The 2,458-nt window shown below is 38.9% G+C and carries 4 protein-coding genes; all 4 read right to left on the reverse strand.

The annotated features are described in order from the left end of the window. The coding region (locus AC6F75_RS11375; RefSeq protein ID WP_500715136.1) for a DUF5684 domain-containing protein at positions 1-680 on the reverse strand (680 nt) is incomplete at its 3' end. A gap of 7 nt (positions 681-687) precedes the next feature. Continuing rightward, positions 688-1,104 carry a four helix bundle protein gene (locus tag AC6F75_RS11380; RefSeq protein WP_500715137.1) on the reverse strand — a complete coding sequence of 139 codons (417 nt, stop codon included), beginning with the start codon at positions 1,102-1,104 and terminating at the stop codon, positions 688-690. 39 nt (positions 1,105-1,143) lie between these two features. Beyond that, a complete protein-coding gene (gene dapB, locus AC6F75_RS11385) occupies positions 1,144-1,848 on the reverse strand; it encodes a 4-hydroxy-tetrahydrodipicolinate reductase (protein WP_500715138.1) in 705 nt (234 codons plus the stop codon). Position 1,849: 1 nt separating this feature from the next. Continuing rightward, on the reverse strand, positions 1,850-2,431 hold the full coding sequence (locus tag AC6F75_RS11390) for a DUF5683 domain-containing protein (RefSeq protein WP_500715139.1): 582 nt from the start codon (positions 2,429-2,431) through the stop codon (positions 1,850-1,852). Positions 2,432-2,458 lie beyond the last annotated feature (27 nt).

A 2,458-nucleotide genomic window follows, 5' to 3' on the forward strand; every position in this document is an offset into this window, starting at 1 on the left:
TCAGTAGGCCAGTTAAATACAACAATATCATTGCGCTTGATCTCCTGAAATGCCGGGAACCTGAAATAAGGAATCTGTGGTTTGTTGGTGTATGATTTGGTTTTCACCAAAGGAATGGTGTCATGAACCATAGGGAATGAAACGGCGGTCATAGGAGTGCGTGCTCCATAGTGCATTTTACTTACAAATAAAAAATCACCTACCAAAAGTGTACGTTCTAAAGAGGAAGTGGGTATGGTAAATGGTTGTATAAAATAAGTATGCACAATGGTAGCTACCACAACAGCAAAGAGAATGGCTCCCGTCCATTCACCGGATGCACTTTTGGACTTTAAATCACGCTCAGGAAGGTATTTGACATCTTGAGTGTAATTGATGAAAGTGATGTAAAAACCAAAAGTCAGGACACCGAAAAAGGTATCACTCAAACTGTTTTTTCCAAAACTGCGCAGGGTTTCCACCCAAATCACAGGAAACATAATCAAATTGATAATGGGTATAAACAGGAGCAGGGTGTACCACCACGGCCTGTTGATGATTTTCATCAAAACCACGGCATTGTAAACCGGAACTGCAGCCTCCCAGGCTTTTCTGCCGGCTTTTTGGTAAAGTTTCCAGGTACTCAAAAAATGAATTGCCTGTACTATCAGGAAAAATAAAAACCATTCAATTATTGTCATAATATGTTTATAGTTTATTGTTTGTCGTTTGTTGTTTGTTGAACTTTTGTCCTTTGTGCTTGGAGTTTCGAAGATAGTGCATAAAAGAACCAATTTTGTTTTTTACTAAATCACACATTTCGTTGAGTTTGTTGTGTTGTTCAAAGTTTATGATCTTTTTGTCAAAAGCTCTATAAGATTGAGATTTCAATTCTTCTGAAGAAGCTTTTGAAATGCTCAAAAAATACTGAAACTCCTTATTTCCATCTCTTCCAAATCCTTCAGCAATGTTGTCCATAATTGAACCTGAGCTCGCTTCCATTTGATTTCTAAGTGTATAGTTGTTCTTTAAATCGGTAGTTTGAATCAGTTCTTCTACAAACTTACATATCTCTCTGGCTAACTGCCAAATCTCTAAATCTTCAAATCTTTTAATAGTAGCCATTATAACTATAAACCATAAACCATAAACTATAAACAACTTCTAACCTAGTATCCCCAAAACGTCCTTCATACTAAAAACCCCCTTTTTTCCCCGCAACCATTCCGTAGCGAGGATAGCGCCCAAAGCAAAACCTTCACGGCTGTGTGCTTCGTGTTTGATACTCAAGGTGTCGATGGCCGAGCGATAGGAAACCGTATGCGTTCCTTTCACATCTTCAATGCGCAGGGCTTTAACTGGAATTTCATTTTGCGGTGCATTTTCCAGTTTCCAATCAGAATAATCACTTTTTTCAATAATGTCTTTGGCAAGCGAAATAGCTGTTCCGCTAGGGGCATCCAATTTTTGAATGTGATGAATTTCTTCAATCTCCACGGTATAATCCTTATGCTTTGCCATCATTTCTGCCAGCTTTTTATTCAGTTCAAAAAACAGGTTGACACCCACACTGAAATTAGAAGCATATATAAAACTTCCGTTACGGGCTTGGCAGGTTTTTAACACTTCGTCAAAATGTTCAAGCCAACCGGTGGTACCGCTAACTACGGGAATGCCCAGTTCAAAACAAGTGGTGATGTTTTTTACGGCCGCTTCGGGAATACTGAAATCGATGGCCACATCGGCTTTTTTGAGTTCAGAAAAATCATTGTTTGATGAAATTCGGGCAACGATTTGATGTCCTTTACCTTCAGCCAGTTTTTCAATGGTTTTTCCCATTTTTCCATATCCCAAAAGCGCAATCTTCATTTTACCACAGTTTATAGGTTAAAGATAAACCATAATTGTTTTTACCCAAAAACGGATTGTAATCTACCTGTGGGCCCAGAGATAAATCTTCAGAAACATTGTATTGTTTCAAATGGGCATCCACATTGGCATCTACAATATTAAGCAAATAAAAGCCAACAGCCACTGCAAGACTTACATCCATATTTCGGCGGGTGTTGCGCTGGGCGCGTATAAGAGTTTGATTTTCAACATCAGCAAGTCTTCCTTCAATAGGAAGTCCCGCAAGCCTGCGTTTGTAAGCATCTCTAAATCGGTTGTAGTCTTTTCTGTTTGTGGTATAAAAATATATACTCGTGCCTATTCCGGCATAAATAATGGGTATTTTCCAGTATTTTTCATTGTAAGTCTGACCCAAACCGGGTATTACTGCAGAATAGAAAGCAGCTCTAGATGGAGCCAGCGGGTCATATTCTTCAGTGATGACTTGATCGGCTTTAAGCATACTGTCTTCAGTAACTACATTCAGTGTATCTGCCACCTGACTTTGCATTTGAAAGCCGGAAAAGCACAAAAGCAGTAGTACCAAAAACTTATTTTTCACCCTGAATCAGTTTGGAAATGCGTTCAA

Source organism: Planktosalinus sp., assembly GCF_059864935.1.

Coding starts and splice junctions, on each gene's coding strand:
- AC6F75_RS11380 (WP_500715137.1), bottom strand. CDS start 1,104: ATGGCTACTATTAAAAGATTTGAAGATTTAGAGATTTGGCAGTTAGCC.
- dapB (WP_500715138.1), bottom strand. CDS start 1,848: ATGAAGATTGCGCTTTTGGGATATGGAAAAATGGGAAAAACCATTGAA.